Consider the following 14,715-nt stretch of genomic DNA (forward strand, 5'->3'; position numbering starts at 1 on the left):
GCTGGGGCCAAACACGACATTTTCGGCATGCACCGCGTGCGGGGCGCTGGCCCTCGTTGGGGAGGGGGACCGCGAAGCGGTGGAGGGGCCGCCGCACAGCGTGCGGCGGTTGGCTGTCTGAAGACGGGCAGGCTTCGCCGCCTTCGGCGGCGCCCCATCGACCCGATGCTGCGCATCGGCCCACTTCCCCACGGGGTGGGGAAGAAAAAGAAAACCCCTCGCCCCTCTCTCTCGTTCGGACCTAAAAGAAAAAACCCCGGTCCATCAAGGACCGGGGTTTGAAGTATGAAGCGGGCGGGGTAGCCCGAATTAGATGGCGCCGGACCCATTCAAGGGGGAGGAGACGGGGTCCGGCGCGATGTCGCACGCCAATATGGGGAGGAGAGGGCGTGCGAAAACTCAGAAGGGGATTTCTGAGGCGCAGCGTCTCCGCCGCGTCGGGTGTCTATATGCTGCATCCGCGAAGGAAGCAGAAGGCCTATCGCATCATGTCAGTTATGCGAAAATGCGGGCTCGCCACATTCTCGCCATGCATTCTCTTCGCATCCGCCGCAATGCGGCCGCGGTGGCAAAACGCTGCAAACCGTTGCGGCGGGGCTACCTTTTGTTAAGCGGACCACCCGACACCTCCCCGTTCGATTTGCACGGCTTTGGGGGCAAGATGTTCAATTTCGGACGCGGCAATGCGGCTGTCGCCATGACGGACTGCGAAGAGGCGGAGACGGTGTCCAAGCCGGTGATGCAGCCTGTTGGTCACAATGGCTGGTCGCAGGATCTGATCCATGCCCTGCACGCCCTGGAAGCGGGTGAGGTTCCGGCGATTGGCGATCTGCCGGCGGATATCGCTGCGGCGGTGGATTCCCTGTCTGAAAGCCTGAAGCTGCGCGACCGGTCCGGCCTGTCCCGCGCGGTAAGCTTCTCCATGGAAGCCAGTGTCGCCATGGCCTCGGTTTCGCGCGCCACGGGCGATATCCGCGAGGTCGACCAGCGGGCCCAATCCATGTCGGCGGCGATCGAGGAGCTGGATGCCTCCATCCGCCAGATCAGCGGATTGTCGGAAACGGCGTCCGGCACCTTGCGCGATGGCGTCGATGAGTCCGGCCAGGGGCTGGAGGATGTGAAACAGTCCGCCCAGCAGATGGAGCGGATCAGCGCGGCCTATCAGGACATTTCCAACCGGGTCGAGGCGCTGGATGCGGCCTCCCAGCAGATCTCCGAAATCCTCGAGACGATTTCCGCCATTGCCGGCCAGACCAATCTTCTCGCCCTGAATGCCACGATTGAAGCCGCCCGTGCGGGCGAGGCCGGGCGCGGTTTTGCCGTGGTGGCCGGTGAGGTGAAGGCTCTTTCGGCCCAGACCGAGAAAGCCACGGGCGATATCCGCGAGCGGATCGAGCGCCTGCATGGCGAGGTCGTGGGGATTGTCCACGCGGTCGACGGGTCCGTCGCCGCGGTGGACAAGGGCATGTCAGCGGCCGGCCGCGCCGCCGAAGGCGTGCAGAAGGGCGTCAGCTATGTCCAGGAGAGCGCCAGCCTGGTTGATGAGATCGCCAAGCTGATGAGCGAACAGGCCCAGGCCACGAGCGAGCTGGCCAATGGCGTCGCTGGTGTCGCCCAGGCCGCCCACAATGCCAGCGGCCGGACCGAGGAAGTCATCGAGGCCGTTGCGGCGTCCGAGCGCGTGGTCGAGCAGAGCTTTGCGGAATATGACGCGCGCACGATTGATGATTACGTGCTCTTCCGCGCCAAGTCGGACCATCTGATCTGGAAGAAGCGTCTCGCCGAGGTCCTGGTGGGCCGCGAAGCGATTGATCCGTCGGAGCTTGCGGATCACCACGCCTGCCGCCTGGGCAAATGGTATGACCAGGTCGAGGATGCCTCCCTGTTGGGGCATCCGGCCTTTGAGGCGCTGGAAGCACCGCACGCCCGTGTCCATGCAGAGGGCAAGGAAGCGGCCCGCTGCTGCAAGGCCGGCGACAAGCTGGGCGCCATGGCTGCCTATGACCGGATGGACAAGGCGTCAGCCGAAGTAGTCAAGCTGCTGGATGCGCTGCTGAACCGCTAGCTCTCCCAGCGCCGGGCCTGTTCGATCAGGAAGTCGCGGAAGGCGACGATCCGGCGCGAACCGCGCAGCTCGCTGGGATAGACGAAATAGACCTCGAAATCGGGCCCTTCCACATCGGGAAGGATCTCGACCAGATTGGCATTCTCGCGCGCGACATAATCGGGCAGGGCGGCGACGCCCATGCCCGCCTCCACAGCTTTCATCACGCCATAGATCGTATTCACTTCGATCACGGCCGGGCGCGGGGCCTCGCCTTCGGGGCGGCCGACCTTGGCGGCCCAGTCCAGGCCCGGGATCGGAGCCAGTTGTGGCGGGCCGTAATGGATGATCGGGTGATCATCGAGGTCTTCCGGCGTTTGCGGCGTGCCATGCTTTTCCAGATAGTCATGGCTGGCATAGAGGTGCTGGCGCACGGACATCAGCTTGCGCTGGACCAGGTCATTCTGGGTGGAGGGCCAGGGGCGGATGCCGACCTCGGCTTCCAGCCCGGCGAGATCCAGCTCGTGATCGTCCAGCATCAGGCGGATGCGGATGCCGGGATACTGGATGTGAAACTCTTCCAGCCGGCGAGCCAGCCAGATCGCGCCGAGCGCGGTGGGGGCTGTGACCTTCAACTCGCCGGAGGGCTCATCGCGGGCATCGTGCACGCGGGCCTCGGCGATGGCGACCTTGCCATGGATCTCGTGGGCTGCCTCGTAGAGGAGATTGCCCGGCTCGGTGGGGATCAGGCCGCGCGCATGGCGGTGGAAGAGGGTGACGCCGAGATCATCTTCCAGGGCGGCAATCTGGCGCGATACGGCCGATTGCGACAGGCCCAGCATTTCGGCGGCCTTGGTGAGTGAGCCGGCCATTGCGGCGGCGTGGAAGGTTTTCAGCTTGTCCCAGTCCATGGCCCCGCCCCCTGCCGGAATCAGATGAGTGGAGTGCCACTCTATCGGCATACGGTCAAATCGCGAGACAGAAATGCGCAAGCCGGCCCTCACCGGGGCCGGCTTGCCAACGCCAGGGGGAGGAATCAGGCGTTGATATTGGCCGAACGCGCGGAGGGATAACGCGCACCGCTGACCTTGTCGGCCAGGGCGTTGAGGCGTTCGGTCTGGTTGTCGGTGAGCCGCAATTCCAGCGCACCGAGATTGGTTTCCAGATTGGCCAGCTTGGTTGTGCCCGGAATGGTGAGGATGTCCTCGCCGCGGCCCAGAACCCAGGCCAGGGCCACTTGTGACGGCGTGGCGCCGAGCGCGTCGGCAACGGCCTTCACTTCCTCGACGAGGTCGAGATTGGCTTCATAGGCGCCTTCGGCAAAGCGCGGCTGGAACTGGCCGCGGCGGAAATCGCCATCGGCGGGTTTGTGGTCGCGGGTGAAGGCACCGGTCAGCATGCCCCGGCCCAGCGGGGAATAGGCCACCAGGGAGGCGCCGATCTCACGCACGCCGCCGAGCTGGGTGTCTTCGATATCGCGGCTGAAGATGGAATATTCTGACTGCAGGGCGGCGATGGGATGGACGGCGTTCGCCTTCACCAGAGTGGCACCGGAGGCTTCCGACAGGCCCAGGGCGCGGACCTTGCCCTCATCCACCAGTTTGGCCATCGCGCCGACGGTTTCCTCGATCGGCGTGTCGAGGTCGACGCGGTGGAGATAGTAGAGGTCGATATAATCGGTGCGCAGATGCTTGAGCGATTGCTCGACCGCGCGGCGCATATTCTTTTCCGAACCGTCGACACCGGTCATGGCACCGGTCTTGGGATCGCGTGTGGGGCCGAACTTGGTGGCGATGATCACCTTGTCGCGGCGATCATGGAAAGCTTCACCCAGCAGGCGCTCATTGGCGCCCATGCCGTAAAGCTCGGCCGTGTCGAAGTGATTGACGCCTTCATCAATGGCGGAATGAAGCAGGCTGACACCTGCTTCAACCGTCACCGCCGGGCCATAGAATTCCGACAGGCCCATACAGCCCAGACCGACCGGATTCACAAACAGGCCGGAATGGCCGATTTCTCGCTTGATCATGTGTCTCTCTCCCGATGCGGGACGGCTTCTGACGAGCCATCTCCTATTCAGTATGGAGACACAGGATAGCATTTATCCCGCTTCGGGGATAATTCGAAAATTTGGTATGCCCATGCGTGGGTGTGTAATGCTACCGATCGTCGTTGCTGGACTGGCTATCCGCCGTGTCAGCCGGACGCTCATCCGGGTCCACGGTCGGCAGATCCACGGTGAAGACCTCACCATAGCGGCCCTCTTCCAGAAGCTCGATCCGGCGTTCCTGGACCGCATTGAGCAGCATCAGCGCATTGGTCGGCAGGTTGGAGGAGCAGCTGGCGGGAATGGCGTCGCGAGAGCCCAGATTGCCTTCCGGCGCGCTGGAATACATCGTCGTATGCCCGCCCGGGCCGGTGCAGCGCGAGGAGCCATTGATGAGGTCGGCAATATGCCATTCCTCGACATCGGCCCGCACGGGGCGGTTGCCGGCAAGCTGTTCAGCGGTTTCCTCATTCGCATAGGTGCGAAGATGGGCGCGCAGATCGGCCTCGAAATTCTCGAACAGATAGGGCGCAGCCTCGTCATAGATGTGCGAGACACGCAGCGCGCTGCGGGACACTTCGACGCCGCGCAGGGAGTTCACGAACTCGTTCGCATTGCGGTCCAGCTGACGCCAGATCTGGTTGCCGTCAAAGGCGTCGCGCGCCAGTTCCGGGCCGCCAATGGCCCCATTGAAGAAGCCGTAGATGACCCGCGGATCGTCCCAATTCTCATAGACGATGCGGATGCGGATATCGTTCAGGCTGAGCGGGACGCCGGCGACCGTGAGGATTTTGGCCTCGAACAGGTCGTCGCGCGTGCCGTGCGCATTCTGGCGGTTCACATAGGTGAAGGGGTAGTTGAGCATGACCTGCTCGACCACGGCCACATTGTGGAGGTTCATCCAGTAGGCGAGCTGTTCATCGCGCGGCAGGGAGGCCAGGTCGATCTGTTCCGGCAGGGCTTCCAGATCCCGGCGATAATCCGAGATGGCCGCTTTGTACTCGTCGGACATGAGGTGATAGGCGATGCGGTTCGCTTCATAGCGATAGCGGGATTCATTGGCCGAAGAGACGCGCGAACCCGTCGAGATCGAGCGGCGGCGCTCCGGCTCACGATCCATGATCGGCACATTCAGCACGAAGTCATGCAGAAGGTCGGACCAGACGCCATAATCGACATGGCGCTGGGAGTCCTCATTGGACGCCTGGAATTGCGGATAGGTGACCGGTGTGGATGCCAGGGCGCTCGTGCTGCCCAGCAGGGCGGCGGCGAGGCTGACCAAAAGTGCGCGTTTCATACTGTAACCCTCAAGCCTGTAGCTTGGACACGTCTAGAGTGTCTCATCTTGTAGCAAACTTACATCCGCATGACGCATCGGTAAGAGGGACGCTTTTTTCAGGCGTCCCCCCAATCTGATCCTGCTGCGGCGGATGTAGGGCGCTATTCCAGCCCGGCCAGATAACGCTCGGCTTCCAGAGCGGCCATGCAGCCCATGCCGGCCGCGGTGACGGCCTGGCGGTAGACATCATCGGTGACGTCACCGGCGGCGAAGACGCCCGGAATCGCGGTCTTGGGCGTGCCGGCTTCCACCTCCAGATAACCGCCGTCCTTGGTCGGCAGCTGGTCGATGAAGAGTTCGGTGGCCGGGGCGTGGCCGATGGCGACAAAGAAGCCGTGGGCCGGGATGTCGGTCGTTTCGCCGGTCTTGACGTTCTTCACACGGACGCCGGTGACGCCGGGCGGATCCATCTCGCCCAGGACTTCCTCGACGGCGCTGTCCCAGACGATCTCGACTTTTTCATTCTTGAACAGGCGTTCCTGCATCACCTTCTCCGCGCGCAGGTTGTCGCGGCGGTGCACCAGGGTGACCTTGGAGGCGAAATTGGTGAGGAAGAGGGCTTCCTCCACGGCGGTATTGCCGCCGCCGACCACGACGACTTCCTTGCCGCGATAGAAGAACCCGTCACAGGTCGCGCAGGCGGAGACGCCAAAGCCCTGGAATTTCTGCTCGCTCTCCAGGCCCAGCCATTTGGCCTGGGCGCCGGTGGCGATGATCACACTGTCGGCGGTGTAGGTGGTGCCGCTATCGCCCTTGAGCACGAAGGGGCGCGTTTTGAGGTCGGCTTCGACGATGATGTCGGACACCATTTCCGTGCCGACCTTTTCGGCCTGTTCGCGCATCTGTTCCATCAGCCAGGGACCCTGGATGACATCGGCGAAGCCGGGATAATTCTCGACTTCCGTGGTGATGGTCAGCTGGCCACCCGGCTGCAGGCCGGCGATCAGGACCGGTTCCAGCATCGCGCGGGCGGCATAGATGGCGGCGGTATAGCCGGCAGCGCCGGAGCCGATGATGATCAGGCGCGAGTGACGCGTCTCGGACATGGTTTCACCTTTGATGTCTGGTCTGGCAGCGCGCGGTCGCGCCGGAGTTTGTGGGCCTTATATAGGGGCTTTCCCGCCCCGTGCAGGGCGGGCCGCAGCAAGCGGGCTATGCGGAATTGGCGGGGATGAGGGCGCGGACCATGGACGGGTCGGCCGGTCCGGGCCAGCCCATCGTCTCGAACGGGTTGCCGCCGGCCTGGCCGGTGGCGAGAAGATGCGCGGCGTAAAGGTGCGCCGAGCGGGTCCCGGTGCGGCAGTGCAGGACGATATTGCCCGGCTCGGTCTCCAGCAAATGCGCCAGTTCGGCGGTGTGGATCGGGTTGGCGCCATAGGGGCCGCCGATCGGCATTTCGACGTATTTCATGCCGCAGGCCTTCACTTCGGCGGCATGGTCGAAGGGAAGTTGGGCGATCTCTTCGGGCGTGCGCGAATTGATGACGAGTTTGACCCCGGCATCGGCCCAGGCGCGGATATCCGTGTCCATGGGCTGGCCGGCCAGCCAGATCCGGCCATGGCGGCAGACGATATTGTTTCCTTCCGGTGCCATCAGGCAGTCTCCTCAATCCGTTTGGCGACCGCCGGTTGGTCGGCCCGCCAGCGCCGGATCAGGGCCTGGGCCATGCGGCCGGTCTCCGCGAGCGGCGCATAGGTCCAGCGATCCAGCCGGCCCAGATAGGGCCGTGTGATATCGCGTCCTTCCAGGGCGGCATGCAGGCGGGCGAACTTGCCCGGATCCCCGGCCATGGGCAGGACGTAGACCGGCGCACCCGTCGCGCCAGCCTCCAGCAGCATATTGGTCGATTCCTCGGTCACGAAAATCCAGTCGGCCGCAGCGAGGAAGGCGAAATAGGGATTGGGGCCGTCACCGTCGAAGAACCAGACGCGCTCGCGATCGGCGAAGCGTTCGGCCAGGCGATCCCGGATGGCGTCCGGCGTGCGGCGCGAGACGGTCAGCATCAGGCTGACATCCAGCGCGAGAAGGTCATCAAGCCGCTGTTCCAGATAGTCGGCGATCTGCGGTGTCACCTTGAAGCGTTTGGAGGCGCCGCCGATCAGGACGGCGGCGCGTGGTGCGGGCAGGGCGTCGATCTGCGCGGCGAATTCGGCACGGCCTTCGTCCAGCTTGGCGCGGGAAATCCGGTTGGGCGAGCCGATCATCGAAATCGCATTGGGACGTTTCAGCCGGTCATGATCGGGCGCGATGATCAGGTCGAATTCGCCATAATGGCCGCGCGGATCCTGGACATAGACAAAGAACGTGTCCGGGAAGATCCGGCGATGTTTGCGGGCCAGCGGGATGGCGGCGCGGCCGCAGCCGATCCAGATGTCCGGATGCGAAGCGGCGGGCAGGGCCACAAGCCCGCCCTTGTGCACCACAACGCGCTCGATCTGGAAGACGCCGCCCAGAGCGTCTGACACGGCTTCGGCCAGGCCCAGGGCCTGATTCTCAATTCCGCGTCGTCCATCAGAGACAACCCAGATCGTGGGCGTATGGGGTTCGGCATTTGGCGTCGACATGCACAGACTTAGAAAGGCGTGCTGTCCCAGCGTCAAGACTGTGGCGGGGCCGGGGTGTTGACAGGGGCGTGTTACGTGTGTCACATGGTGCGACGTTTGTAGCAACTGCGTGGTTCCTGTCGTGAGCTCTACACCGCCATCCCAAGCCGAACTGGCCGTTTTGAAACATTTGTGGGCACGCGGTCCGCAAAGCGCCCGGGAAGTCCAGGACGGGATCGCCGCGGCGACGGGCTGGTCCTATTCCACCACCCGCACCCTGCTGACCCGGATGACGGAGAAGGGCCTGATCCTGCGCAAGGATGTGCACGGGCTTTCGGTCTTCGAGGCACAGGTCGAGAAAGTCTCCCTGATGAGCCGGATGATCCGCGACTTTGCGGCGAATGTTCTCGACATGGACGGCCCGCTGCCGGGCACGGCCTTCGCTGGCAGCAAACTCTTCTCCGAAGAGGAAGCCGAGGCCCTCAGCCGGCTGCTGGAAACCGGGCCGGATGAGGAGGCGGGCGCATGAACACGCTGCTTCAGGCTCTCATGACCGGGGCCGGGCTCTCCCTCCTGTCCGGCCTGGCGGCCTGGCTGCTTGTGCGGGCCTTGCGTCACCAGATCGCGGGCGCCGAGGTCAGTGTCTGGCGGATGGCGCGCCTGGTCGCGCTTCTGCCCCTGGGTCTGGCTCCGCTGATCTATCTCGTCCCCCAATCCCTGGATCAGCCGGCCGGACCCGGACTCTTCTTGCCGCCGGTAGCGCAGTCTGCATCCGCTGTCGTCGAAGCCAGTCCTGCCGGTTTCTCGGCGCCGGGTTTTGAACTGCCGATGACGGATCTGGCGCTGGCCGTCTATCTGGCCGGACTGGCGACCATGCTGATTGCCTGCATCAGCCGGCATCTCGCCCGCCGCGCGCTTCTGGCGCGCAGCCGCGAGGCGAGCCATGAGGAGCGCCGACCCTTCGAGGCGATGGCCCGCCGGATTGGCGTGCGTGCGCCGGAATTGCGGATCGGCCCGGCGGGTGTGTCTCCCTTCCTCACTGGCTGGCGCGGCGTGGTCGTCCTGCCCGACGATCCGACTGTCACGGCTGAGGGGCTGACATATGCCATGGCGCACGAGCTGTGCCATCTGCGGCGCGGGGATGAACGCGACCGGCTGATCGGATCAGCGCTGCTGGCACTGGCCTGGTTTCACTGGCCGCTGCGCCAGATCGAGCGGGAATTGGATGCGGCGCGGGAAATGGCCTGCGACCGGGACACGTTGAAGGCGCTGGGGGGCGCACAGCGCAAGGCCTATGCGGCCGCGCTGATCGACATGATGCGGACTGCGGCCCCTGCCGTCTCCGCGTTCGGACCGTCCAACAGGAGACTTCGTGAAATGCGTATCAAAGCCATCATGACCCAGTCGGCCGCGCGGAAGGGGCGGGCTGTCTGGCTGGCCGCCACCGTGCTGGCCACCGCCGTGCCGATTGCCGGTGCCCAGGCCCTCGTCACCGAACGCCGTACGGCCCTTGCGCCGCATGCCGTTCACCTGACCGAGCCGGAATTGCATGCCCACGCGCCGCACGAACCGCGCCCGGAACTGGCCGCAGAGCCGGCGGTTGAGCCCGTGGCCGAGCCGGCCCCGCTGGCCCATGCCGAACCGGCGCCGGTGCAGGCACCGCATCCCGCACATGCGCCCAGCGCCCCGCACGCGGTGCATGCCGAAAATGTCGTGTTTGGCCCCAGCACCGTCTCGGCACCGCAAGATGCCCATGCCGGCCATGCCTCCTTCGGAGCGGCTGATGCGGTGGCGCCGAGCCTGACGCACGCCGTGGCCCAAGGCCGGATTTCCTCGGCCTATGGCCCCCGGCCCTCGCGCCCGGCTGGAGCGCCGCATTTCCACCATGGCTATGACATTGCCGCCGAGCGTGGCACGCCGATTGTCGCGCCGGGTGCCGGTGTCGTGGTCCATGCCGAAGCCGGTTTCCGGGGCCAGGAGGCCTGGGGCAATACGGTCGCGATCGATCACGGCAATGGCTGGCAGACCGTCTATGCTCATATGGAAGGCTTTGATGTCAGCGTGGGCGATCAGGTGATGGCGGGCGAGCAGATCGGCCGTGTCGGTGCGACCGGCCGGGCGACCGGTCCCCACGTGCATGTCGAGCTGCACCATAATGGCGAGCGGGTTGACCCCAGCGGCTATGTGCCGGGTCTGAACTGATCCGGTCTGCAGCGATGAGGAGGGCGGTCCCGCCGGGCCGCCCTTTTTGCGCAGATTTCTATTTTGTCTGTCTTTGCAACGAATTGGGGAAATGGGGACTGCAGGACTCTGCTTGCAATTGAGAATATTTCGCAATAATAGATGCGACGCATTCTCAAAAGCGGGGTTCAGTTATGAGTTCAATTTCCCGGGTGGCGATGATGGCTGCCCTGGTCGGTTTTTCTGCGCCGGCCTTCGCCCAGACCAATGATCCGGCCAGCGAAACCGTGCAGCTCGCACCGGTTGATGTGGTCGACACGCAGGCACCGGCACCGGCCTATACCGGTTTTGATCCGGTCGACACCGGCGTCTCCGTGATCGGCGAAACCGGCATTGCGGCGCATGAAAGCGGTTCCGGGGATGCGATGGATATTGTCCGCCTTCTGCCCAATGTCCGTTTCGATATCGATCAGGGCGAGGTGGACCGGGATAATTATCTGGACCTGCGCCCCTCGGAGATCTCGATTGCCGGCGGGCAGCCCTATGACAATCTCTTCCGGCTGGACGGTGTGCGCATTTCCAACGTCACCGACACCTCCAATGACAACCCCTACAACTATAATGAGATCGCCGGTGCCGGTTCGCAGACGGTGTTCCTGGATCCGGGCCTGATCGGTGCGATCGAGCTGCGCGACTCCAATGTCTCCGCGCGCTATGGCGACTTTTCTGGCGGTGTCGTGGATGTCCAGGTCCGGGATCCGGGCGAGGAATTCGGTGTCACCCTGCGCGCCGGCTATCGCAGCGATGATCTGGTCGACTACATCTATGAGGACGGGATTGATGTGACCGGTGCGGACGCTCCGCCGACTTTCCTGCGCACGCGTATCCAGGCCAGCGTCGACATTCCCGTCAATGAGCGTTTCGGCCTTCTGGTCTCGCTGGCGCGCCAGGAAGCGGAGGTCGATTACAATGTTTCCGAAGGCTATGGCGGTGGCATTCGCGGCATGGAATCCAGCTCGGACAATGTGCTGGTCAAAGGCGTTTATGATTTCTCCGACACGCTGAGCCTGAACTCGACCCTGATCTGGAGTCCCTATGAGAGCCAGGCCTCCAATCAGAACGGGATCGACAATCTGATCACCACGCATGGCGGCGGCCTGACGGCCCGGACCGAGCTGGCGGGCGAGACCGGCGAGACGGACTGGTCCATCCAGCTGGCTTATCTGGACGCGGACATGAGCCGCGAGGCACCGGCAGCCAATTTCTCCTTCGACTCCGATGCGCCCTCGATCGACTACTGCACCAATACGAATTGTTCCTCCGGCGGGTTTGGCGATCTGGAGCAACACCAGCGTGACCTTCAGCTGGAGGGTGACTTCACACGCCCCTTCCTCGGCGGCACGCTGAGCGGTGGCGCGGAATGGTCCTTCACGGAGGCCCGTCGCCAGCGCACGGAAGACGCCTATGCCTATTCGCGCGGCACCTATAATGCGAATGTTGTCTGTGCCGATGCGGCCAATGACCCGGCCTGTATCGATGGCGAGATCGCTTTGCCGACGCGCTTTGTCTATGCCGCCTATGATGCCCAGGCAGAGATCATGCAGACTTCAGCCTGGCTGGAGCAGGAGCGCGACTTCGGTCCGGTGACCCTGCGCGGAGGTCTGCGCTGGACGCATGATGATTTCCTGGACAATCACGATGTGGCCGGACGTCTGAGCGCGGCCTGGCAGATCGTCGAAGACTGGACGCTGACGGGTGGTCTGAACCGCTATTATGCCGGCGACTTCGTGGGTTATGCCCTGCGTGAAGCCTATCCGGATCTGATCCGGGAGACCCGGGACCCGGTCGTCTCCGGAACGGACCTCATCTACTCGCCGGACGATTGGACGCTGAACCGCGTGACCCGCCTGTCCAGCTATCGCCAGGCCGATCTGGAAACGCCTTACAGTGACGAGGCCACGCTGGCCCTGACTTTCCCGGCTTTCACTGGTGTGGGCCGGATCAAGGCCGTCCAGCGCTGGCACCGCGACCAGATCGTCCGCCAGCCGGTCATCTCGCTGGACGAGACCGCCGATGGCGACACCTTCACACGCCGCGTCTACTTCCCGTCGAATGAGGGCAACACCGATTATCTCGGCCTGTCGGCTGAATGGTCAGGCAGCTGGCGCAATCATGCGCTCACCCTGAATGTGAACTGGTCCGACACGACGACCCGCGCGGAAGGCTATGGCGATTATTTCGACGAGCTGGATACCGAGGAGTTGCTGACGGATCTTGTGATCTATGAGGATGAGATCCTGGCTCTGGCTGAGGTGAATGCGATCAGTACGCGGGCCAATTTCGCCACGCCGTTGACGGCCAATGCCAGCCTGGTCTCGTCCTGGTTCAATGATGCGCTGACGACAACGCTGTGGCTGTCCTGGCGTGATGAGTACGAGACGATTGCTGATACCGGCGTGAACGAAACGCGGGACGGCGTCCGCTATGACGTCTATGGCGAACAGGTGCGTGAGGCCTTCCTGACGACGGACCTCAACATCCTCTACACCCTGCCGGAAACGGAATACGGGCAGGTGGGTCTGGAAGCCCGTATCACCAATCTGTTCAGCGAGTTGCCCTATACGGACTATTCCTCGTCCTCGCCCTGGCAACAGGGCCGCAGCATCTGGCTGGGTGTGAATTACACCTATTGAGCCAGGCGGTTATCGCGACAATCGGGCCCGGACGTTCGCGTCCGGGCCTTTTTGTTCGGATCAGCGCAGGGAGAAGCGGATTTCCGTGGCGAAGCGCCGTGTCTGCCAGGGCGCTTCCTGCGGAGCAGGCGGGAAGGGCGAAGCCCGTGTGATCTGCTCCAGGGCGGCCCTGTCCAGGCGACGGGAGCCGGACGAATGGGTCAAACGCGCGTCCAGCACGCGGCCGAGCCGATCGATCTCGAACACAACACCCACCACGCCTTCCACGCCGCGCTGGCGGGACATGGCCGGATAGCGCTTCGCCCGTTCCAGGGCGGCCAGAACAAGGCCGTCATACCGGGCGGCACCGGAAAAGCCGGGATCGGCCTGGGCGTCCTGTGTCTGGGGCGTGTCGCTGTCTTCGGTTTCACCCGTGATGCCGGACGCGCCCTGCACGGTTTCGACCTGTGCGGGGGCCGGCTCATTGACCGGCTCGGCCGGGGCAGGCGTTACGGGTTCAGGGGCGGCGGGTATGGCGGGGCGGATGTTTTCCCGGCGTCGAGGCTGGATCGGCTCCGGTCTCACTTCAGTCGGCGGCTCCGGCATTTCCACGGGCTCGGGCACGACCGGCTCGGCGGCAGCCTGACCGGCACTGGCGCCTCTGGATCCCAGGGCGATCCGCATCTGCCCGGCTTCAACAGTGTCGTCGCGTGTCGAGCTGGACCAGCCCACCCAGACCGCCGCGCCGACGGCGCCGTGCAGGGCCAGAGAGGCGAGGACCACGCCGCCCAGGGAGGAGCGTGAGAGGGCCGTCACGGCGTCGCGCTGTCCGGGTGGATCGCCAGATCGACATGGCCGGCCCCGGCCTCGCGCGCCAGGTCGAAAGTGGTGATCAGGGTCTGGGCCGGAAGGTCACGGTTGACCAGGAGAATGAGCGGCGGCGCGTCCGCACCGTCGAAACGGCCATTCAGGGCGGCGCGAACGCTGTCGGCATTGGCCAGGACCTGACCGTCCAGCACCCAGCCCGCCTGCGTCACACCGAGTTCGATCCGGTGCGGATCGGGATCCGCGGCCGTGGCGCTGTTGGCGGAGGGCAGGTCGACCTCCAGCGTGAAGGGCGCGGCATTCGCGGTCAGCAGCAAAAAGGCCACGAGCATGAAGACGACATCGACCAGCGGGGTGAGAACGGACCCGTTCTCCTCTTCGCTGTCCGGCTGGTCGTCTCCGGTCTCGTCGGCGGAAATCATGGCGCTGTGCGCTCCGGATCGTGGAGTTCCACCGCGATGGAGAGGCGCGTCAGCAGGGCGCCGGCCTGACGGGCGCGATCCGCGGTCCAGGATTTCAGCCAGGCGCTTGCCAGGATGCAGGGCATGGCAATGGTCAGGCCGACGGCCGTGGTGATCATGGCCTGCCACAGCCCGCCCGCGACAATGGAGGGGTCGACGGGTCCGTCATGCGTCTCCAGTCCCTGGAAGGCCGCCATCATGCCGATCACGGTTCCCAGCAGGCCCAGCATGGGGGCAAGGGCGGCCAAGGTGACCAGACCGCTGCGGCGTCGGGAGAGGGGGCGCAGCGCATCGCGCAGAGCCTGGCTGGCGGCTTCATCGCGCAGGGCTTTGGGGGCATCGCGCAGGTTCAGCACGGTTTCGATCGCGGACAGGAAGAAAGGGCGGCTGCCCGCCAACAGCGTGGCGGCAGTCTCAACATCGCCCGCATTGAGCCGGGTCTCGACCTGGCGTCGCAGGGCGGGCGGGACACGCCGGGTCGTCGCCGCCATGACAAGCCGGTCCAGGATCAGGGCGAGGCCGATGACGGAACAGGCCGCCAGCGGTACCAGGGTCCACACAAGCAAGCCATTATCCGGAGACAGCAGGTCGGTGATCATGGGG

The 14,715-nt window shown here is 64.5% G+C and carries 13 protein-coding genes; 4 read left to right on the forward strand and 9 right to left on the reverse strand.

All coding sequences use genetic code 11. From position 1 onward, the window contains the following. The first annotated feature begins 661 nt into the window (after positions 1-661). Positions 662-2,065, forward strand: a complete 1,404-nt coding sequence (locus I0K07_RS05760; protein WP_203291889.1) for a methyl-accepting chemotaxis protein — start codon at positions 662-664, stop codon at positions 2,063-2,065. Here the strand turns inward: I0K07_RS05760 and I0K07_RS05765 are convergent. The 6 genes from I0K07_RS05765 to I0K07_RS05790 form a co-directional block, all read right to left on the reverse strand. Then, a complete protein-coding gene (locus I0K07_RS05765; protein WP_203291890.1) occupies positions 2,062-2,955 on the reverse strand; it encodes a LysR family transcriptional regulator in 894 nt (297 codons plus the stop codon). The two genes, I0K07_RS05760 and I0K07_RS05765, sit on opposite strands and share 4 nt — an antisense overlap. A 125-nt stretch (positions 2,956-3,080) precedes the next feature. Next, entirely contained in the window at positions 3,081-4,073 is a 993-nt protein-coding gene (locus I0K07_RS05770; protein ID WP_203291891.1) for an aldo/keto reductase, read from the reverse strand. A gap of 130 nt (positions 4,074-4,203) precedes the next feature. Next, the gene (locus I0K07_RS05775) at positions 4,204-5,388 is read right to left on the reverse strand and encodes a DUF547 domain-containing protein (protein ID WP_203291892.1); all 1,185 of its coding nucleotides are present in this window, start codon (positions 5,386-5,388) and stop codon (positions 4,204-4,206) included. Between the two features lie 143 nt (positions 5,389-5,531). Then, positions 5,532-6,476: a thioredoxin-disulfide reductase gene (gene trxB / locus I0K07_RS05780; RefSeq protein WP_203291893.1), complete on the reverse strand. Its 945-nt coding sequence runs from the start codon at positions 6,474-6,476 to the stop codon at positions 5,532-5,534. Between the two features lie 106 nt (positions 6,477-6,582). After that, entirely contained in the window at positions 6,583-7,023 is a 441-nt protein-coding gene (locus tag I0K07_RS05785; protein ID WP_203291894.1) for a protein tyrosine phosphatase family protein, read from the reverse strand. Next, positions 7,023-7,994 carry a mitochondrial fission ELM1 family protein gene (locus tag I0K07_RS05790; protein WP_203291895.1) on the reverse strand — a complete coding sequence of 324 codons (972 nt, stop codon included), beginning with the start codon at positions 7,992-7,994 and terminating at the stop codon, positions 7,023-7,025. The genes I0K07_RS05785 and I0K07_RS05790 overlap by 1 nt, the downstream gene beginning before the upstream one ends. Before the next feature lie 121 nt (positions 7,995-8,115). Here I0K07_RS05790 and I0K07_RS05795 point away from each other — a divergent pair, with 121 nt between their 5' ends. The 3 genes from I0K07_RS05795 (at position 8,116) to I0K07_RS05805 (ending at position 12,847) form a co-directional block, all read left to right on the forward strand. After that, complete coding sequence (locus I0K07_RS05795) at positions 8,116-8,502, forward strand: BlaI/MecI/CopY family transcriptional regulator (protein ID WP_203291896.1); 387 nt, start codon at positions 8,116-8,118, stop codon at positions 8,500-8,502. Then, positions 8,499-10,175 (forward strand): M23/M56 family metallopeptidase, encoded by a 1,677-nt coding sequence (locus I0K07_RS05800; RefSeq protein ID WP_203291897.1) that lies wholly within the window; start codon positions 8,499-8,501, stop codon positions 10,173-10,175. The genes I0K07_RS05795 and I0K07_RS05800 overlap by 4 nt, the downstream gene beginning before the upstream one ends. A 173-nt stretch (positions 10,176-10,348) precedes the next feature. Beyond that, complete coding sequence (locus I0K07_RS05805) at positions 10,349-12,847, forward strand: TonB-dependent receptor plug domain-containing protein (protein ID WP_203291898.1); 2,499 nt, start codon at positions 10,349-10,351, stop codon at positions 12,845-12,847. Positions 12,848-12,907: 60 nt separating this feature from the next. Here I0K07_RS05805 and I0K07_RS15955 read toward each other — a convergent pair whose 3' ends face one another. From I0K07_RS15955 to I0K07_RS05820, 3 genes are read right to left on the reverse strand one after another with little or no spacing between them, the layout of a single operon-like run. Then, positions 12,908-13,642 (reverse strand): TonB family protein, encoded by a 735-nt coding sequence (locus I0K07_RS15955; protein ID WP_203291899.1) that lies wholly within the window; start codon positions 13,640-13,642, stop codon positions 12,908-12,910. After that, positions 13,639-14,073 (reverse strand): ExbD/TolR family protein, encoded by a 435-nt coding sequence (locus I0K07_RS05815; protein WP_203291900.1) that lies wholly within the window; start codon positions 14,071-14,073, stop codon positions 13,639-13,641. Before I0K07_RS05815 ends, I0K07_RS15955 begins: the two co-directional genes overlap by 4 nt. Next, a complete protein-coding gene (locus tag I0K07_RS05820) occupies positions 14,070-14,711 on the reverse strand; it encodes a MotA/TolQ/ExbB proton channel family protein (RefSeq protein WP_203291901.1) in 642 nt (213 codons plus the stop codon). Before I0K07_RS05820 ends, I0K07_RS05815 begins: the two co-directional genes overlap by 4 nt. Between the last annotated feature and the right edge of the window lie 4 nt (positions 14,712-14,715).

This window comes from Maricaulis parjimensis (assembly GCF_016817355.1).
Classification (GTDB): Bacteria; Pseudomonadota; Alphaproteobacteria; order Caulobacterales; family Maricaulaceae; genus Maricaulis; species Maricaulis parjimensis.